16 protein-coding genes, 1 other RNA gene and 1 pseudogene are annotated in these 18,356 nt (G+C 24.1%); 13 read left to right on the plus strand and 5 right to left on the minus strand.

The features are described 5' to 3' along the window. Positions 1–30 precede the first annotated feature (30 nt). The 7 genes from D9V68_RS00385 (at position 31) to fliR (ending at position 5,329) form a co-directional block, all read left to right on the plus strand. Positions 31–501 carry a flagellar export protein FliJ gene (locus D9V68_RS00385; protein WP_158357256.1) on the plus strand — a complete coding sequence of 157 codons (471 nt, stop codon included), beginning with the start codon at positions 31–33 and terminating at the stop codon, positions 499–501. Further along, on the plus strand, positions 482–1,630 hold the full coding sequence (locus D9V68_RS00390; protein ID WP_158357258.1) for a flagellar hook-length control protein FliK: 1,149 nt from the start codon (positions 482–484) through the stop codon (positions 1,628–1,630). The genes D9V68_RS00385 and D9V68_RS00390 overlap by 20 nt, the downstream gene beginning before the upstream one ends. 105 nt (positions 1,631–1,735) lie before the next feature. Beyond that, the gene (locus tag D9V68_RS00395; RefSeq protein ID WP_158357260.1) at positions 1,736–2,689 is read left to right on the plus strand and encodes a FliM/FliN family flagellar motor switch protein; all 954 of its coding nucleotides are present in this window, start codon (positions 1,736–1,738) and stop codon (positions 2,687–2,689) included. Next, positions 2,682–3,062 carry a flagellar motor switch protein FliN gene (gene fliN / locus D9V68_RS00400; protein WP_158357262.1) on the plus strand — a complete coding sequence of 127 codons (381 nt, stop codon included), beginning with the start codon at positions 2,682–2,684 and terminating at the stop codon, positions 3,060–3,062. The genes D9V68_RS00395 and fliN overlap by 8 nt, the downstream gene beginning before the upstream one ends. A gap of 11 nt (positions 3,063–3,073) precedes the next feature. Continuing rightward, positions 3,074–4,213: a flagellar type III secretion system pore protein FliP gene (fliP, locus tag D9V68_RS00405; protein ID WP_158357265.1), complete on the plus strand. Its 1,140-nt coding sequence runs from the start codon at positions 3,074–3,076 to the stop codon at positions 4,211–4,213. 70 nt (positions 4,214–4,283) lie between these two features. Continuing rightward, positions 4,284–4,553 (plus strand): flagellar biosynthesis protein FliQ, encoded by a 270-nt coding sequence (gene fliQ / locus D9V68_RS00410; RefSeq protein ID WP_158357267.1) that lies wholly within the window; start codon positions 4,284–4,286, stop codon positions 4,551–4,553. Continuing rightward, positions 4,553–5,329 carry a flagellar biosynthetic protein FliR gene (fliR, locus tag D9V68_RS00415; RefSeq protein WP_158357269.1) on the plus strand — a complete coding sequence of 259 codons (777 nt, stop codon included), beginning with the start codon at positions 4,553–4,555 and terminating at the stop codon, positions 5,327–5,329. The genes fliQ and fliR overlap by 1 nt, the downstream gene beginning before the upstream one ends. 163 nt (positions 5,330–5,492) lie before the next feature. Here the strand turns inward: fliR and rpmG are convergent, their stop codons facing one another. Then, positions 5,493–5,660: a 50S ribosomal protein L33 gene (rpmG, locus tag D9V68_RS00420; RefSeq protein ID WP_158357271.1), complete on the minus strand. Its 168-nt coding sequence runs from the start codon at positions 5,658–5,660 to the stop codon at positions 5,493–5,495. Positions 5,661–5,670: 10 nt separating this feature from the next. Then, on the minus strand, positions 5,671–5,898 hold the full coding sequence (rpmB, locus tag D9V68_RS00425; protein WP_158357273.1) for a 50S ribosomal protein L28: 228 nt from the start codon (positions 5,896–5,898) through the stop codon (positions 5,671–5,673). Between the two features lie 264 nt (positions 5,899–6,162). On the opposite strand from rpmB, the gene D9V68_RS00430 reads away from it, so the two are divergent. Beyond that, positions 6,163–9,063 (plus strand): translocation/assembly module TamB, encoded by a 2,901-nt coding sequence (locus D9V68_RS00430; RefSeq protein WP_158357275.1) that lies wholly within the window; start codon positions 6,163–6,165, stop codon positions 9,061–9,063. Between the two features lie 44 nt (positions 9,064–9,107). On the opposite strand, the gene ppa is transcribed toward D9V68_RS00430, so the two are convergent. Next, positions 9,108–9,635: an inorganic diphosphatase gene (ppa, locus tag D9V68_RS00435; RefSeq protein ID WP_158357277.1), complete on the minus strand. Its 528-nt coding sequence runs from the start codon at positions 9,633–9,635 to the stop codon at positions 9,108–9,110. Positions 9,636–9,827: 192 nt separating this feature from the next. Here ppa and pmbA point away from each other — a divergent pair, with 192 nt between their 5' ends. Next, a complete protein-coding gene (gene pmbA / locus D9V68_RS00440; RefSeq protein WP_158357279.1) occupies positions 9,828–11,174 on the plus strand; it encodes a metalloprotease PmbA in 1,347 nt (448 codons plus the stop codon). A 61-nt stretch (positions 11,175–11,235) separates the two neighbouring features. Here the strand turns inward: pmbA and rnpB are convergent. Next, positions 11,236–11,608, minus strand: an RNA gene (rnpB, locus tag D9V68_RS00445) — RNase P RNA component class A. Between the two features lie 20 nt (positions 11,609–11,628). Next, on the minus strand, positions 11,629–12,489 hold the full coding sequence (gene rsmI, locus D9V68_RS00450) for a 16S rRNA (cytidine(1402)-2'-O)-methyltransferase (protein ID WP_158357281.1): 861 nt from the start codon (positions 12,487–12,489) through the stop codon (positions 11,629–11,631). A gap of 121 nt (positions 12,490–12,610) precedes the next feature. Here rsmI and D9V68_RS00455 point away from each other — a divergent pair. From D9V68_RS00455 to dapE, 4 genes and pseudogenes are all read left to right on the plus strand, one after another. Continuing rightward, positions 12,611–13,833 (plus strand): annotated as a pseudogene (locus D9V68_RS00455) (beta-ketoacyl synthase N-terminal-like domain-containing protein). Between the two features lie 227 nt (positions 13,834–14,060). Beyond that, positions 14,061–15,011: a transaldolase gene (tal, locus tag D9V68_RS00460; protein WP_158357283.1), complete on the plus strand. Its 951-nt coding sequence runs from the start codon at positions 14,061–14,063 to the stop codon at positions 15,009–15,011. 58 nt (positions 15,012–15,069) lie between these two features. Continuing rightward, complete coding sequence (gene tkt / locus D9V68_RS00465; protein WP_158357285.1) at positions 15,070–17,067, plus strand: transketolase; 1,998 nt, start codon at positions 15,070–15,072, stop codon at positions 17,065–17,067. A 106-nt stretch (positions 17,068–17,173) separates the two neighbouring features. Continuing rightward, a complete protein-coding gene (dapE, locus tag D9V68_RS00470) occupies positions 17,174–18,301 on the plus strand; it encodes a succinyl-diaminopimelate desuccinylase (RefSeq protein WP_158357287.1) in 1,128 nt (375 codons plus the stop codon). The last annotated feature ends 55 nt before the right edge of the window (positions 18,302–18,356 follow it).

Consider the following 18,356-nt stretch of genomic DNA (forward strand, 5'->3'; position numbering starts at 1 on the left):
CTTTTTTTATATATCGGATAATTTTTGCTAATGAAATACAAAAAAAATTTATTTTCTATTTTAGAAAACATAGAACAAAAGAAAATAGAAAAGGAAATAATTAATATTAAAAATCTTTATATGCAAAAAAAACAGAATAACAAACAATTAAATTTATTATCTGATTATCAGAAAGAATATGTTAAAAAAATAGATGATTATCTGAGATTGGGTGTCTTCGTATATCACTGGAAAGATTATAATAATTTTATTCTTTTATTAGATGTAATTATCAAAGATAATATAAATATAATTAAAAAAAATCAAAGAATAATTCAAGAAAGTTTACAAAGATGGTTTAATAATGAACAAAAATTAAAAATTTGGAAACACTTGCATAAAAAAAGTAGTAAACATACATTGAAAGTAATAAAAATAAAAGAACAAGCAGTTCATGATAATTATACTCAATTAAAATTTTTTAAAAAGGATAATTATTACAATGTTAAAAGCTATTTATAGTATAGCATTAGAGAAAAATAATTTTTCTAATAAAAAAACGGATAAAAATATTGTTGATCAAAAAAATTCATCTAGATCTATTTTTGATCAATTTAAAAAATATTTAATGAGTAAAGAAATAGAATTTGATAATGTTGTTACAGAAGAAAAAAAAGATGATAATACAAGTATTGTATATGCGAATTTTGTAATCAATAATTTATTAAATATTCTCAATAAAAAAGATATCTATTTTAATACTAATCTTATTCAAGATAAGATAACAGAAAAAAAAATAGAGAAGTATAATAGCATTATATCAGATAGTAATAACTTGTTAAAGAGTATAAAAAAAAATCAAAAACAAGAAAAATATACAATATTAAAAAAAGAATCATTATCAACTGAAATACTTCAAAAAAAAAATAAAAATCATTTTTTTTTAGTGAATAAATTTATTGCTGTCAATAAAGTAAACAATGTCTTTTTAAAAAAAAATCATGATCCATTCGTTCAAAAAAAAGAAAATTTTTCTATTAATATTAAAAATAATATACCATTTTTAAAAAACGAAAGAAAAATAATTTTTCTTAAAGATACAAAAAATCATAAAAATACTTTTCACGCATCTAAAATTACAAATAAAACACACAATGCAATTAATCAAAAAGTTTCTTCAAAAGAGATTAATAAAAAAGAAGGTATGAAATTATATACAGATCCCTTGATGTTACATGATTCTAATAATTCTATTGAATGGAAAAACCTCATTAACAAAAAAATACTTTTATCTATTTTTAATAAAAAAAATCAAGTGGAAATGTATTTAAAACCAGAATATTTAGGAAACATACATATAAAAATTAAGATGAAACATAACCAGGTTCAATTAAATTTCATTTCTAATCATAATGAAGTGAGAATTTTTTTGGAAAATTATATACCTTTCTTACGTAATTCATTAAAAAAAAATGGAATTGAGTTAAAAAAATTTACTATTTGTAGTTCTTTAAAAAACAAAGAATTAAATAATTGTGAAAACTTATTATACAAAAGATTTTCAAAAATAGATGAATTTAAAAAAAATCTTAATGTACATGAACATCATTTAGAAAGAATAAAATACAAATCAATTGATGTATATGTTTAGTAAATAATATAAAATATATGTTTTAAAGTAAAAATAATAATTTTATTCGATAGAAACGAGTTTTTAAGCTTATCTTATAATCACTTTTACCTGTGAGGTATGTAAATGGGGAAAAGTAATAATGTGTACAATAAACGTCAACAAGTTTATCAAAAAGAAAAAAATTTATTTAATTTCTTACAAGAAGATGAAATTAAAATATTAGAAAAAATTAATAATTGTTTTATACATCAATTTGTAATAGATTGTTCTAATTTTATTAAAAGCAATATAAAATTAGTTTCTTGTGGCATGAAGGTAGAATCTTATAACTCTAATAAAAAAAGTATAAAAAACTTTAATTATTGTAATTTAATTGAAATACTTCCTTATAAAAAACAATCCTTTATAATTTTTTCTTGTAATTTCTTATCTGTGATAATAGATCTTTTATTTGGAGGAAAAGGTAATTTTCAAAATAAAACTCATATAAAAATAGATGTTAATTCTACCGAATTTTTTATTCATAAAAAAATAATTAATTTGATAATAAATATTTTGTCTAGCATTTATAATAAATATTTTTCTTCAGAAATAAGTTTGATTGATACAAAAATAGTTATCAATTCCAAAGAACCTAATTTTGATTCTAATGAAATATTTTTAATTACTTCTTTTAATTTACATATTAATAATGTAGAAGTTTTTTTTAGTACTTTAATTCCATTATCAATATTAAAAAAAATAAATAAAAATGCATTTGTTTCGATAAATAATGAGCAAAAATATATAAAGAAAAAAGATGAAAGTAAGATTAGTCTTAATAATATACATGATATTATATTAAATATAGAAGCTAGAATTAACAATGTTTCTATACCTTATGATAAATTTTATACTTTATCAGTAGGAGATATTTTACCAATTGAAAATCCTAATAAAGTTATTGGATATATAGAAAATAAACCTATTTTTATTGGTAAATATAAAAGATTTCATGAACAAAAAATTGTTTTTATAGAAAAATTTATTAATTCTAATTTAGATTCGAATAAAGATGAGGAATACTTTCATGAGTAATATACAAAAAAATGATAATAATGAAAAATTAATTGATTCCGAAAAGAGCATACTTGAAAAAGAAGATATTAATAATAATTTGCTGGATCAAGTAAATTCAAATAAAAATGCATCTAATAATACTAATATTTTACTTAATACATTAGTTAATTTAACTGTAGAATTAGGTAAATCAAAAATAAAAATTAAAGATTTTCTTGGTTTTTCAAAAGGAAGTATGTTAATTTTAGATAAATTAAAAAAAGAACCGTTAGATATTTTTATTAACGGTCATTTAATTGCATCTGGTGAAATTGTAGTCTTAGAAGAAAAATATGGTCTTCGTATTACTAGCATAAAAAATTCTTTAGAAAATATAAATATTTCAGTTTAAATTTAAATTTTATGAAAAATAATGCATCATTTCAATCACTATCTAATATTTTTGAGCCACTATTAAATAGTGAAAAATTTTTTCAAATAACCAGTTCATTATCTCAAATAATATTACTAATATTATTTTTTAGTTGGATCTTAAAAAAGATTTCTATTTTTAAAATGAATAACCTAATCTCTTCTATGAAAATTATAGATAAATTATCCGTTGGACCACATGAATCTGTTGTTATTATAGACGTAAAAGAAATAAGACTAGTATTAGGTGTAACAACAAAAAATATTACTTGTTTGTACACATTATCATCAATTTTAAAAGATAAACCAATAAGCAAAACAGACAATACTCTATTACAGAAAAGTTCTTTTAATTATTTTTTAAAAAATTTTTCTAAAATTTCCTGGAAAAAAACAATGTTTTATCGAATCATTCCATTTTTAGTTCTATTGTTATTTTCTCCAACAGTTCGTGCAGAAATACCTGGATTAACAAGTCACCTTTTAGATGATGGAGGTCAAACTTGGTCTGTACCAGTACAAACATTGGTTTTTTTAACATCATTAACTTTTCTTCCAGCATTTCTTCTGATGATGACTAGTTTTACAAGAATTATTATTGTTTTTGGTTTATTAAGAAATGCATTAGGTACTCCATATGCTCCACCTAACCAAATATTGTTAGGTTTAGCGATGTTTTTAACTTTTTTTATTATGTCTCCAACTTTAGATAAAGTTTATAAAGATGCGTATATACCATTTAGTGAAGAAAAAATAAGTATGGAAGATGCTATTGTAAAAGGTTCAGTACCTCTAAAACAGTTTATGTTAAATCAAACACGAATACCTGATTTAGAATTATTTTCAAAATTAGCACATATTTCTTCTTATAAAAATAAAAATGAAATACCCATGCGAATTTTATTGCCATCTTTTATTACCAGCGAATTAAAAACCGCTTTTCAAATTGGATTCACTATTTTTATACCTTTTTTAATTATTGATTTAGTAGTCGCAAGTGTACTGATGGCTCTTGGTATGATGATGGTACCACCTTCAACAATTTCCTTACCTTTTAAATTAATGTTGTTTGTACTAGTAGATGGATGGCAACTATTAATTACTTCATTAGCACAAAGTTTTAATACATAGTTTGTTCATCAATATTTTTGTATGTTATTAACAATATTAAATTAATTCTAAAAAATGGAGATGTTTATTTATGACATCTGAATATGTAATGGAATTATTTCATGATGCTATGAAAATTACATTAATGCTTTCAGCACCATTATTATTAGCAGCTTTAATTAGTGGATTAGTTATTAGTATATTACAAGCAGCTACACAAGTGAATGAACAAACTTTATCTTTTATTCCTAAAATTATTTCTATTTTAGGTGTGATGGCAATACTTGGACCTTGGATGTTAGGCGTTATGCTAGACTATATGCATAATTTATTTAACAATATACCATTGATTATCAAATAATGTTAACATTCAACAGTTTTCAACTGATAACGTTAATAAGTAGTTTTTTTTGGCCCATGGTACGAATTTTGTCTTTTATTTCTGTCGTACCTATTTTAAATCACAAACTTATCAATAAAAAGAATAAAATAGTTTTATCTTGTATAATAAGTTGGTTAGTATCACCTTTTTTACCTGAAGTTCATACTGTTTTATTTTCTTGTTTTGGGTTCTTGTCATTGATTCAACAAATATTAATCGGTATTGTTTTAGGCTTTACCGCACAATTTTTATTTGTTACAGTGAATTTAGCCGGGGAAATAATTGGCTTGCAAATGGGTTTATCATTTGCAACCTTTTTTAATAATAATAACCATCTTGGTACTTCTATAATATCTCGTTTATTAAATGTATTAACTTTATTTTTTTTTCTAGTTCTTAATATTCATCTTTATTTAATTTCTATACTCATTGATAGTTTTTATAGTATGCCTATTGATGGCTATGATTTAAATATGAATATTTTTTTTATTTTATTAAAATTTTCTGGTAATATTTTTTTAAATGGTATTTTATTGGTTTTACCAATAATGATTGTTTTATTAGCAATTAGTTTTATTATGAGTTTATTAAATCGTTTATCTCCTCAAATATCTATTTTCTCGATTGGGTTTTCATTAAATTTATTAGTAGGAATAATAGTCTTGTATTCTTTAATATCTATTATATTTCCTTTTCTTGAAAAATTATTACATGAACTCATGTTTTTTATATCTAAGATATTCATACAAATATAATGTTATATTAAATTAATGCTTTTTACTTTTATGAAAAATATTTAAAGCAATTAAATGTTTTTTTATAAACAATTAATAATTAACTTTAAATAAAGTATAATTTTTTTAAAATTATACTTTAATTTTTTTGATTTAATAGACCAGATTTTTGTAATACAAATTATTATTTTATTTTTGCTTCATTGTACAAGACATGCTTGCGAATTACAGGATCGTATTTTTTAAATTTTAATTTATCTGGTGTATTTCTTTTGTTTTTCGTCGTAGTATAATAGTGACCAGTTCCTGCCGATGAAACCATTTTTATTTTTTCACGATTTTTTTTAGCCATCAATCAACCTTTATTTTTTATATTTTATATTTTGCATGATAATTTCAATTCCTTTTTTATCAATACAACGCATGCCATGAGTTGAAACGCGTAATTTAATAAATCTTTTTTCATCAGCAATCCAAAATCGATGATATTGAATATTTGTTAAAAAATTTCTTTTAGTTGCATTCATGGCATGAGAACGATGATTACCAATCATTCTTTTTTTACCAGTAACTTGACATATACGTGACATAATTTATTCTCTTAAATTACAATTTAATATATTTTTTTAATAGATTTATGTGCAAATATTTTAACATATTATAAAAAACTATAATAGTTGTTTAATTTTTGCTAATCTTTATAAGATATATTGTAATAAAATTATATTTATAATTAAGGATACTTCAAAATGTAAAGTAATTTTTTATATAAATATATTATATTACCTTTTATTTAATTAAATATAAATTAATTTTTTTACCTGTATGAGTGAATATTAAATCAGGATACTTTTATGAGTATATATCAGAGATGCTTATCTAAATCTTTGATTTTTTTTTCTGTTTTCTTTATTATTTTTTTGTTATTTATAGAAAGTAGTATAGGATTCAAATGGGTTTTTAATTTTACTAGTTGTTTTTTTACGGGACTTAAAACGGAAGAAATATTAGGAAATTGGCGTGATTTTACGTTAAAAAATATTAAATACAATGTTTTTGGATTCTCTATTAAAGCTAATAGTATACATGTTATAATCGATATTAAATCCTTTTTTAAAAATTCTACAATTTTTAAAGAGATTAACGCAAAAAATTTAATAATTTCTCTAGAAAAAAGCATATCTGCCAATGTTGACAAAAAAAATAGATCTATTGATTTTAAAAAAAATAATATTTTTGTTAAATTTCCTATCATTTTTCAAAAAATATACGTAGATAAAATATTACTTAAAACTTCTAAAACACACATATCTTTTTTTAAGATTTCAAGTGGTTTGGAATTAATTAATAATAAGATTATTTTTTCTCCTACTGATGTTAGTACTATTCATATTACATCTCCGCATCTTATTAGTAAAAAAAATATATTTCAAAAATTAGATTTTATAAAGACTATTAATAATTCTAATAAAATATATGATGCCTTATATTTTTTTGCTAATAAACCTAAAATCTTTATTCCATTAAATATTAATTTAAAACTTTTTAAATGTAAAAGAATAAATTTTAAAAATTATAAAAAAAATAACTTATTTCAAGTCAAATTAAAAGCTAAAGTAAAAAATAATATTTTAAAAATAAAAAGATTACAAATAGATTCTACGTTTTTAAAAATAAAATCTTATGGCAAAATTATTTTTCATAATAATTCTTCAATTTCATGTCTCATTAAAAATAAAATATTCATACCAAGATTTCATAATAGAATTATAAAATTTTTATTTAAAGCTAATTTAACTAATAAATTGATATTTAAATTACAGACTAATAATTTATACAAAACTAATATTCATGGAAGAGTGCTATTAGATCATTTAGACTATCCATTTTATATAAACTTGAAGAGCAAAAATCTTCTATGGTCTATAAGAAAAGATCTTGTTTTAAAATTAAATGATTTCAATGGTATGTTAATGGGAAAAATAAATAATTATTCTTTATCTTTAAAAAATGTTTTTAGTATAGAAGGTATGCCATCAGTTTTTATCAATATTTATGGAAGAGGTAATTTGCAAAATATATATATAAAACATATTAAATGTTTCCCTATTAAACAAAAAAAAATTGATAAAGAAACTATAAATTTTAAAAAAAATGTTATATATAATAAACATATATTAGATTTAATAGGTAAAATTAACTTATCAGGTCGAGTAGAGAACAATTTATATAATTTATATATTCCTAAAATAGATTTACATAGTAATATAATGAAAAAAAAAATATCTATATTAGGTTCTTTATATTACAAAAATTTTAATTTATTAGAAATTCCTGGTATAAATTTACTTGCAGGAAATAATAAACTGTTTTTACAAGGTTCATTAGGAAAGAAATATAATGTTTATTCATCCATTTATGCTAATAAATTAGATTATTTTTTACCGGATTTAAAAGGTCGAATTAAAGCAAAAATACGTTCTTATAATAAAAATAATTTGCCCACGATTACTAGTAAAATTTTATCTGATAATTTGCAATGGAATAATATATACTCAAAAAGTATTAAAATATTTACAAATATAAATGTTCAAGATGCTGATTCTGGAAATATTTTAGTTAATGCAAAAAAAATTCATTTTTCTAATTTTCATATTAATTCTTTACATATTCAAACTAAATGGAATTGTAATAAGCAAACATTTTATTTTTTATTAAAAAGTAATAAGATATATGTAAACTTAATTCTAAATGGAGTTTTTAATGATAAAACAGGAAATTGGCATGGTTTATTAAAAAAAATAAACATTAAAACTTTTTTAGGAAGTATAAAAATAAAAAAAAGTCCAGTCATTTCTTATTCTAACTCGAATAATAATATAAGTGATTTTTATAAAAAAAACATAAAAATAAAAGATACGTTTTCATTTCTGTTAAAAAAAACCAGAACTTCTTTATACGAAACGTTTCATCAGTCTCTTATAAATTTTAAGAGCGAAGTATCTATTGATGCCAAATTAAAATGGATGTTGGGAGAAAATATTTCTAGTGGTAAATTGTTGTTAACTGGTGACAATATAATTTTAGAAAAAAAAACAACGGAAAAAAAAATTTTTGAAAACATAGATTATTTAAAATTATCTATGAACATAATAAAAAATACTTTTGAAAGTAAATGGATGATTATAAAAAATAAAAATTCATTAAAAAATACAAATGCTATTGGATACTTAAATATTATAGACATATATAATACAAAAAATATAGAAGGTAAATGTACTTTTTCTTATTTTCCTGTTTCTTTTTTAAATTTTTTCACGAACAGTTTTAAAAAAACAAAAGGTACATTTGAAAGTAATATAAATATTTTTGGTACTTTGTCTCGCCCTAAAATATCTGCTGATTTGAGTTTTCAAGACATTTTTATTAAAAGTGATAATTTATTAAAATACATAACTTTATTTTTTCCTTATTTTTTAAATAAAACAGAAAATATAAGAATAAATCAAGAAGTTATCATAAAAAAAGGAAATATATTATTTACATTAGATTTTATTTCAAAAAAATCTAGTGAGATAGAGTGGAATCTTTTATTTAATAGTAAAAAAATAGAATTAATCGTTCTTCCTAAGATAAAAATCAAATTATCTTCTCAGTTAAATCTACATTATTTATATTCAAAATATGATTTAATTGGATATATAAAATTTTCTTTATTTTATTTTAGAATTAATGAAAAAAATTTTATTTTTTGATACTTTTTAACAAGTATATTACTTGTTAAAAGTATATTCTATATCTATTTTTTAGCACGATTATATGCGCTAATGATTTCTGATTTTGCATCTTGACAATTTCCCCATCCAACAATTTCTACCCATTTATCTTTTTCTAATGTTTTATAGTTTTGAAAAAAATGAGAAATTTGTTCCTTTAATAATATTGATATATCTGATATATCATTTATATTTTTGTATTCTTTACAGATCTTATCGTTGGGTACTGCTATTATTTTAGCATCATCTCCTGATTCATCACGCATTTTTAATATTCCAATAGGTTTGCAATGAACTACACAATGAGATTGTATTGGATAATGAGAAGGTACTAATACATCTAAAGGATCACCATCTAAAGATAAAGTTTGATTTATATATCCATAGTTGCAGGGATAAAACATTGGTGTTGGTATAAAACGGTCTACAAATAGCATGCCCGATTCTTTATCTATTTCATATTTTATAGGGGATGAATTAGAGGAGATTTCTATAATAACGTATATATCGTTTGGTATATTATTACCTGCAATAATTTTATTTATATTCATATATATTCCTGAAGACACTTTGTTAAGTTAATATTTTTTATAAAGTAAGCAAATAAAAATATAATATTAAGTAGATGTTAACATTGACTAATAATTATATCTAGACTTTATATAAAGTAATTTATTTTAATTTTCAGTATTTTTTAATATAATATTTGTATATAAAAGAAAATATTTTTTGAGGGTTCATAAATGTCTTTGATAAAAGAAATAGAAATAGAAGAATCATTACTTGTGAATACAGTAAAAAAAACACTTCAATTAGCCTTCAATCAAACTACTGCTATTGAGGTTTTTATTAAAAAAACAATAGGTATTAGTGTTAATATAAGAAATGGCACTCTTGAAAATGTTGCTTTTAATAGTGATGGTGCTTTATTTATAACCGTATACAATAAGTTTTCTAAAGGAAGTGTTTCATCTAAAGATTTTAGTGTTAATGGTATTAAAAAAATGTTAGAGATGGCTATTAATATTTCAAAGTATTCTTCTTCTGATTTTTTTTCAGGATTACCAGATATCAAATTATTATGTTTTCACGCTATGAATCTTGATTTGTTTCATCCATGGGAATTTAATCTAGAAAATGCCATTAAATTTTGTGTATTATCAGAAAAAGAAAGCTTTAAATTTGATAAAAGAATTATTAATAGTGAGGGTAGTTTTTTTAATAGTCATGTTACTATAAATGTTTTTGGTAATAGCTTAGGTGTATTAGAAAAATACAAATCCACTCGTTATTCTATCTATAATTGCATGATTGCTCAAGATAAAAATTCCATGCAGAGAGATTTTGATTATTCTATTTCAAGAAAAATAAATGATTTAGAACCACCAGAAACATTAGGAAAAAAAACTGCTAAACGTGTTATATCTAGATTGGGTTCAAGAAAAATAAACACTATGAAATCCCCAGTAATGTTTTCAGCAGAAATATCACATGTTTTTTTTTCTCATCTTGTAAGTGCTATTAGCGGTGATAACGTTTATCAAAAATCTACATTTTTAATCAATAATTTAAAGACAAAAATTTTTCCCAACTGGTTGAATATTAAAGAAAATCCTCACTTAAAAAAAGGTTTAGGAAGTAAACCTTTTGATAATGAAGGAGTATCTACAAATTCTAAATATATTATTCAAAATGGAATATTACAAACTTGGTTATTAAATAGTTACAATGCTCGTAAGCTTCAATTAAAAAGTACAGGAAATTGTGGTGGAATTTATAATTGGTTAGTTTCAAATAATAATATATCTTTTGAAGAACTATTGAAAAAAATGAATAAAGGTATACTAATCACTGAGTTAATGGGACAGGGTGTAGATATTGTAAGTGGAAATTATTCGCGTGGAGCAGTTGGTTTTTGGATCGAAAATGGGAAAATTTCATATCCAGTTAATGAAATCACTATATCTGGAAATTTAAAAAATATGTGGAATGATATTCTTGGTATTAGTACTGATATTGATACACGCAATAATATTCAATGTGGTTCAATTTTATTATCTGAAATGCAAATTTCTGGAATTAGTTCTTAATTTATTTGATGAAATTTTTATAAATTTATTAAAGGTAATAAGTTTATTACCTTTATAAAAATAGTGAAGTTGACCTGTAAGCCGGGTTCTGTTTCAACAGTCATTCATCTAGATTAGTAATCACTTACTAATTCAAGCAGCCTACCCAGGTTTACATAGTACGAGCAATACATAACACCCTATATTTGGCTTTGCTCCGGGTGGAGTTTACCATGCCATAAATTGTTACCAATTATGCGGTGTGCTCTTACCACACCTTTTCACCCTGGCCATATTTTTGATTAAATTATTATTAAAAAAATAGGTGGTTTTTTTTCTGTTGCACTAGTCATAAGCTCACGCTTTCCAGATGTTATCTGGCACCCTGCTCTTTGGAGCCCGGACTTTCCTCTTTTTAATTTTTTAAATTAAACAGCGACTGTTTGGTCAACTTCGTGAGTAAATAATACATTATTTAAGTGGATTTGTCATTTTTCTTTTTTATTGCATATTTATATAAATTATTTTTACTAATATCATACACTTGTGAAGTAATTAAAACTGATGTTTTTAATGAAAGAAAATTTCTTAATGTTGAAAAAGTATCTAATATTTTTTTTGGTAGATTATTTTTTTTTAAATTTTTAAACCCTTCAATAATAATTACCATTTCTCCTTTATAACGATATTTATCTTCTTTGAGCCATTGAAGCATTAAATTTGCTTTTGCTCCATAAATCGATTCCCATTTTTTTGTAATTTCGCGAGCTATTACTATATGTCTATTTTTATCTATTTGTTCAATTATATCTTGTATACTTTCAAGTATACGATGTTTGGATTCATAAAAAATTATGGTTCGTGTTTCTTCTTTTAAAGAACTTAATAAGTCACATCTTATTTTTTTTTTGGCAGGCAAAAATCCTTCATAACAAAAATGTTTATTTATTATTCCAGAAGCACTTAATGCAGTGATAGCCGCGCAAGCTCCTGGTAAAGGAATAACCGTTATATTTAAAATATGACATTTCTTTATTAAAATACCACCCGGATCATTAATAATTGGAGTGCCTGCATTAGAAACTAAAGCAATTTTCTTTCCTTTTTTTAATTCTTCGATTATATTTTCAGTTTGTTTTTTTTCATTATCCTTATTCATTAATATTAGATTATTTTTAATATTAAAATGTTGTAGTAAAAAATTTGTATGTCTAATATTTTCCGCTGCAATTAAATGCACGTTTTTTAAAACTTCTAGTGCTCGGCAAGTAATATCTGATAAATTACCAATAGGAGTTGGTACAATATAAAGAATACCAATAAATAATTCATTCATTTTTTATCCATAAATACTTTACATGTGTGATAATAAGGTTAATGTATTCATACTTTCTTGTATTAAAATAATACATTTTATATATATTATATACGATTTTTGACAATAATAAGGATTATAAGTGAAACGAGTTGTAATTACAGGTTTTGGTATTATTTCTAGTATTGGTAATAATAAACAAGAAGTATTTCACTCTTTATATAATGGTATTTCTGGAATTGTATTTTCGAAAGAAATGAAGAAATTAGGCTTACGCAGTAATATTTGGGGGGGGATTCAATTAAAAAAAAAAATATAATAACAAAAAAGATGTCTCGATTTATGAATGATGCTTCAAGATATTCCTTTTTAGCCATGATAGAAGCTATTAAAGACGCTAATATATCTAACAAACAGTATCAAAAAAATTCTCGAGTAGGATTGATTGTTGGTTCAGGATGCAGTTCCGTCCAATCTTTTTCACAAAAAAACATTAATCATGCTAAAGATAGTACATATAATAAAAGTTTTATTAGTCCTTATACTACAATTAAAACGATGCCCTCTGCAATCTCGGCTTGTTTGTCTACATTATTTAAAATTTATGGAGCAACTTATTCTATAAGTTCAGCTTGTGCTACTTCTGCTCATTGTATTGGTAGTGCATTCGAATTAATTCAACTTGGCAAACAAGATCTTATCTTCGCGGGTGGAGGTGAAGAGATAAGTTTAGAATTGGCTAGTCAATTTGATGCAATGAAAGTACTTTCTACTAATTTTAATAATAATCCTATAAAAGCATCACGTGTCTACGATATAAATCGTGATGGTTTTGTTATTTCAGGTGGTGCAGGGATACTAGTTATAGAAGAATTAAATTATGCTCTATCTCGTTCTGCTCATATTTATGCAGAAATTATTGGATATGCTGCAACATCTGATGGTTTTAATATGGTTTCTCCCTCGGGATGTGGAGCTGTTCGATGTATGAATTTAGCTAGACAAGATAAAAATATTTCTATTGATTACGTGAATGTACATGGAACTTCCACTAAAACTGGTGATTTAATAGAATTAAGAGCTATTAAAGAAGTATTTTTAAAAGAAAAAAAACCTATGATTTCAGCAACAAAGTCTATAACAGGTCATGCATTAGGAGCTTCAGGTGCTCATGAAATTATTTATACATTATTAATGCTAAAATATAATTTTATAGCTCCTACAATTAATATTGAACATTTAGAACCTTATGCAGAAGATATGAATATTATTCAAAATACTATAAATACAAAATTTAATACGGCTATGTCTAATAGTTTTGGTTTTGGTGGTACGAATGCATCATTAATAATAACAAAATATTAAATTTTTATGAAAGATTTAAATTATACTTAATAAAATTAAATTTTATAATATAAATTATCATCTATCTTTTTTGTATGTTTAAATAGTGTAAAGAAGAAAAATCATTTTAATATTTATAATATTGAAATGATTTTTTCTTATTACGATTTATTATCGATCAGTATTATATACAATATAGCGTGTACATTTAATTTCAATTTTTATATTCAAAAATAGAGAAATATAATATGAATCAATTACAATTATTAAAAACATTTTCAACTATTGTTGCAGATACTAGTGATATAGATTCTATCTGTAAGTATAAACCAGAAGATGCAACTACTAATCCATCTTTAATACTTCAAGCAGTAAAATCCAGTAAAAATCAAAAATTTGTTGATCAAGCCATAACGTATGCAAAAAAGAAAGGAGGTTTATATAAAGATAAAATAATCAATGCAAGTGATAAAATATTAGTTGATTTAGGAATTGAAATATTAAAATATATACCAGGTTATATTTCTAGTGAAGTAGATGCTCGTTTATCTTTTAGTAAAGAAGAATGTATTTTAAAAGCAAAAAAATTAATTGATTTATATGAAGAGCAAGGAATTTCTAGAAATAGGGTTTTAATAAAATTAGCCGCTACATGGGAATGCATAAAAGCTTCAGAAGAACTGAAAAAAGATAATATTCTATGTAATTTAACTCTTTTATTCTCTTTTGCACAAGCTCGTGCTTGTGCGGAATCAAATGTATTTTTGATATCTCCTTTTGTTGGACGCATTTATGACTGGTATGTTTCTCAAAATTTATTATCTAAATCTTCTACCGAAAAAGATCCTGGTGTTTTATCTGTTTGCAAAATATACGACTACTATAAAAAATATAATTATAAAACTATAATTATGGGAGCAAGTTTCCGTAATATCCAACAAATATTACATTTATCTGGATGCGATAGATTAACTATTTCACCTGTTTTGTTAAAAGAATTAGAATCCAATACTAGTATATTTAAAAGACAACTTAATCTTCCTGATGTTTTTTCTATTCCTACTGTTGTGCTTTCTGAAGAAGAATTTCGATGGGAGCACAATCAAGATCCTATGGCAGTTCAAAAATTATCTGAAGGTATACGAGTTTTTGGTAAAGACCAATTATCTTTAGAAAAGATATTTGAGAAGAAAATATAAATTTTTTAATAAAATTCATTAAAATTCACTCTTGATATTTTAATTTGAAGGAAAATATATGTGTTCACGAAAAGAATTAGCAAATGCAATTCGCATATTAAGTATCGATGCTGTACAAAATGCACAATCAGGACATCCTGGCATGCCTATGGGAATGGCAGATATTGCTGAAGTATTATGGCGAGATTTTTTAAAACATAGTCCGAAAAATCCTATATGGAATAATCGTGATCGTTTTATACTGTCTAATGGACATGGTTCGATGTTGCTATATAGTTTGTTACATCTAACTGGATATAATTTATCGATAGAAGAACTAAAAAATTTCAGACAACTTAATTCAAAAACTCCAGGACATCCTGAAATAGGTGAAACTCCTGGTGTTGAAACGACAACTGGTCCATTGGGACAAGGATTAGCTAATGCTGTTGGAATGGCTATCGCCGAAAGAACTTTGAGTGCTTATTTTAATCGACCAGACTATAATATAGTCGATCATTACACTTGGGTTTTCGTCGGCGATGGTTGCTTAATGGAAGGAATTTCTCATGAAGTATGTTCTTTAGCGGGAACTTTAAAACTTGGTAAATTAATTGTATTTTATGATAAAAATGGAATTTCAATAGATGGAAAAGTATCTAGTTGGTTTACAGATGATACAGTAAAACGTTTTCAATCTTATAATTGGCATGTAGTAGATAATGTTGATGGTCATGATCCAAAATCAATTAAACAAGGTATTATAGAAGCGCAATTAATAGCAGAAAAACCTTCAATTATTATTTGTAATACTATTATAGGTTTCGGTTCTCCTAATAAATCTGGAACAGCAGAATCACATGGTGCTCCTCTAGGAGAAAAAGAAATTGCTTTAACAAGAAAACAATTAGATTGGAAACATCCTCCTTTTGAAATACCTAATATAATTTATAAAAAATGGAATTTCATAAACAAAGGTTGTGAACTTGAAAATGAATGGATTGAAAAGTTTTCTTTATATCAATTAAAATATCCCGATCTATCAATCGAATATTTAAGACGAGTAAATAAAGAATTACCTACTAATTGGCATCAACAAACTAATAAATATATTCATTCTTTACAAAAAAATAAACAAAACATTGCTAGTCGTAAAGCTTCACAAAATACATTAGAAGAATTTACTAAAATTTTACCTGAATTAATAGGTGGTTCAGCTGATTTGTCACCTAGCAACTTAACTATGTGGTCTTGTTGTAGTTCGATTAAAGATAATTTAGCTGGAAATTATATTCATTATGGAGTTCGTGAATTTGGAATGACAGCCATTGCAAATGGTATATTTCATCATGGAGGTTTTATTCCTTATACAGCTACATTTTTAATGTTTGTAGAATACGCACGTAATGCAGTTCGTATGGCTGCTTTAATGAACACTAAGCATATTTTTGTATATACTCACGATTCTATTGGATTAGGTGAAGATGGTCCTACACATCAACCTATCGAACAATTATCTAGTTTGAGAATAACTCCTAATATAGATGTATGGAGACCAAGTGATCAAGTAGAAACAGCAGTGGCTTGGAAAAGTGCTATTGAAAAAAAATCAGGACCAACAGCGTTAATTTTATCTCGTCAAAATTTATCTCAATTTGAACGAGATTCTAAACAATTATCTAGTATTGCTTATGGGGCATATATATTACATGATTCTAATAAACCACTTGATATTATTTTTATATCAACTGGTTCAGAATTAAATATTACTTTAATTGCTGCAAAAAAACTTATTTCTTTAGGATATTCTGTACGTGTAGTATCTATGCCTTCTACAAATGTTTTTGACAGACAAGATTCTTCCTATAAAGAGTTTATACTACCATCTTATGTTATTAAAAGAGTTGCAATTGAAGCTAGTATAGAAGATTTTTGGTATAAATATGTTGGTATTAACGGTGTAATTATTGGAATGAAAACATTTGGTGAATCTGCTTCAGCAGAAGATTTATTTGAAAAGTTCGGTTTTACTGTAGAAAACATTGTAAAAAAGTCAATAATTTTATTAAAATCTTAATTTTATTAAAAATTTTTAATAGTTATGGGGCTTGCTATAGCCCCATGTTCTGCAAAAATTATAAATAATATTTATAAAAAATAACAATTAAATTAGGTAAAAAGATATGATGTTTTCAGTGACTGAATTAGCACAACAATTAATTTCAATTCCATCTATTAGTCCAAAAGATTTAGGTTGTCAAAATATTATTATAAAACGTTTGCATGCAATGGGATTTAAAATTAAGATAATTAATATTAAGGATACAAAGAATTTTTGGGCTTTTAGAGGTGCTGGAAAAACATTAATGTTTGCAGGGCATACAGATGTGGTGTCACCAGGAAAAGAGGAAGATTGGCATACCAATCCTTTTGATCCAGTCATTAAAAATGGATTTTTATTTGGAAGAGGATCTTCGGATATGAAAGGTGCTTTAGCCGCTATGGTTATTGCAACTGAAAGATTTATAAATAAATTTCCTAATCATCAAGGACGTTTGTCTTTCCTGATTACTTCAGATGAAGAGTCTAATGCTATTAATGGTACTGTAAAAGTAGTAGAATACTTGATGAATAAAAATGAAATAATTGATTATTGTATTGTTGGAGAACCTTCTAGTACTTCTATAGTTGGTGATGTTATAAAAAATGGACGCCGTGGCTCGATCACAGTTAATTTAACAATTCATGGAGTACAAGGGCACATTGCATATCCTGATTTAGCAGATAATCCGATACATAAAGGAATGCCTATTATTACTGAAATATTATCTATAAAATTAGACGCTGGAAATATGTTTTTTTCACCTAGTAGTATTAATATTGCAAACATTCATGCTGGAGATGGAACTAGTAATATTATTCCAGGTTCTTTATTTGTTCAGTTTAATATTCGTTTTAGTACTGAAGTGTCTGAAACGGAAATTAAATCTAAAATTATAAATATATTAAATAAGCATAATATTAATTATGATATAAAATGGATTTTTTCAGGAAAACCATTTCTTACAAAACCAGGTTTATTAATAAAAACTGTAACTCAATCTATTATAAATATTAATAAAAAAAAACCTATTTTTTCTACATCTGGTGGTACTTCTGATGGTCGATTTATTTCTTTAATGGGTTCCGAAGTAGTTGAATTAGGATTAACTAACGATACAATTCACAAAGTAAATGAATGTGTAAAAATATCTGATTTATACTTATTAAGCTTAATATATAAAGATATTTTAGAAAAATTATTTACTTGAATTTTAAAACAATTAATAGTAATTATTATTTTAAATATTTTACTATAAATGGTGC

It is taken from the genome of Buchnera aphidicola (Hyperomyzus lactucae) (genome assembly GCF_005081705.1).
GTDB classification, from domain to species: Bacteria; Pseudomonadota; Gammaproteobacteria; order Enterobacterales; family Enterobacteriaceae; genus Buchnera; species Buchnera aphidicola_Y.

What these genes read in the sequence shown, in the direction of transcription:
- rpmB (WP_158357273.1), bottom strand. Translation starts at nt 5,898, where the DNA reads ATGTCACGTATATGTCAAGTTACTGGTAAAAAAAGAATGATTGGTAAT.
- rpmG (WP_158357271.1), bottom strand. Translation starts at nt 5,660, where the DNA reads ATGGCTAAAAAAAATCGTGAAAAAATAAAAATGGTTTCATCGGCAGGA.
- D9V68_RS00385 (WP_158357256.1), top strand. Translation starts at nt 31, where the DNA reads ATGAAATACAAAAAAAATTTATTTTCTATTTTAGAAAACATAGAACAA.
- D9V68_RS00390 (WP_158357258.1), top strand. Translation starts at nt 482, where the DNA reads ATGTTAAAAGCTATTTATAGTATAGCATTAGAGAAAAATAATTTTTCT.
- dapE (WP_158357287.1), top strand. Translation starts at nt 17,174, where the DNA reads ATGATGTTTTCAGTGACTGAATTAGCACAACAATTAATTTCAATTCCA.
- fliP (WP_158357265.1), top strand. Translation starts at nt 3,074, where the DNA reads ATGAAAAATAATGCATCATTTCAATCACTATCTAATATTTTTGAGCCA.
- D9V68_RS00430 (WP_158357275.1), top strand. Translation starts at nt 6,163, where the DNA reads ATGAGTATATATCAGAGATGCTTATCTAAATCTTTGATTTTTTTTTCT.
- tkt (WP_158357285.1), top strand. Translation starts at nt 15,070, where the DNA reads ATGTGTTCACGAAAAGAATTAGCAAATGCAATTCGCATATTAAGTATC.
- rsmI (WP_158357281.1), bottom strand. Translation starts at nt 12,489, where the DNA reads ATGAATGAATTATTTATTGGTATTCTTTATATTGTACCAACTCCTATT.
- fliN (WP_158357262.1), top strand. Translation starts at nt 2,682, where the DNA reads ATGAGTAATATACAAAAAAATGATAATAATGAAAAATTAATTGATTCC.
- D9V68_RS00395 (WP_158357260.1), top strand. Translation starts at nt 1,736, where the DNA reads ATGGGGAAAAGTAATAATGTGTACAATAAACGTCAACAAGTTTATCAA.
- ppa (WP_158357277.1), bottom strand. Translation starts at nt 9,635, where the DNA reads ATGAATATAAATAAAATTATTGCAGGTAATAATATACCAAACGATATA.
- tal (WP_158357283.1), top strand. Translation starts at nt 14,061, where the DNA reads ATGAATCAATTACAATTATTAAAAACATTTTCAACTATTGTTGCAGAT.
- fliQ (WP_158357267.1), top strand. Translation starts at nt 4,284, where the DNA reads ATGACATCTGAATATGTAATGGAATTATTTCATGATGCTATGAAAATT.
- pmbA (WP_158357279.1), top strand. Translation starts at nt 9,828, where the DNA reads ATGTCTTTGATAAAAGAAATAGAAATAGAAGAATCATTACTTGTGAAT.
- fliR (WP_158357269.1), top strand. Translation starts at nt 4,553, where the DNA reads ATGTTAACATTCAACAGTTTTCAACTGATAACGTTAATAAGTAGTTTT.